The sequence below is a fragment of the Actinosynnema sp. NPDC023658 genome (assembly GCF_040639995.1).
Lineage (GTDB): Bacteria > Actinomycetota > Actinomycetes > Mycobacteriales > Pseudonocardiaceae > Actinosynnema.
Genome location: NZ_JBFAAX010000546.1, coordinates 3,339 through 3,955 on the forward strand (window position 1 = coordinate 3,339; position 617 = coordinate 3,955).

Annotated in this window: 1 protein-coding gene; it reads left to right on the plus strand. The window is 77.8% G+C overall.

Annotated elements, in window-relative coordinates:
* Positions 1-236: substrate-binding domain-containing protein (locus AB0G02_RS30845; protein ID WP_360800982.1), on the plus strand; the 236-nt coding region annotated here is incomplete at its 5' end.
* Positions 237-617 lie beyond the last annotated feature (381 nt).

The following is a 617-nucleotide window of genomic DNA, read 5'->3' on the forward strand; positions in this document are numbered from 1 at the left end:
CCGCACTCGGGGCGCTGTCCGCTCTCCGCCGTGCGGGCGTCGACGTGCCGGGCGACGTGGCGGTCGCGGGCTTCGACGACATCGCCTTCGCCGCCCTGAGCCGCCCCGGCCTGACCACGACCACCAACCCGGTGGAAGCCATCGCAACCGGCGCCGCCACCGCCGTCCTGGACCGCCACTCTCCGGCCCGGCTCACCTTCTACCCCTCGGCGCTGGTCCTGCGCGACAGCGCCTGACCAACCTCCGCGCCCACCGTGCACCGACCACCCCACTGTCCACCGCGCTGACGCCCACGCCGCGGCCGGCCGACCTGGACGAGAACCCGGTGCGCTGGCCGCGTTCACCTCCGACGCCTCCACCGCCGCGCCGACCGCCACCCGGACGCCCGCGCCGCGCCGACCGCCACCCGGATCCCCGCGCCGTGCCGACCGCCGCACGGATGCCCGCGCCGCGCTGCCCGCCGTGCCGACGCCCGCGCCGTGCCCCGCCGCAGCGACCACCAGGCCGCACCGACGCACCGACCGCCAAGCCGTACCGACCTTCAAGCCGCACCGACCCGCACAGACGCATCCGCCACGCCACGCCGCCACGCCGACGCGCCCGTCGCGCTTACCGAC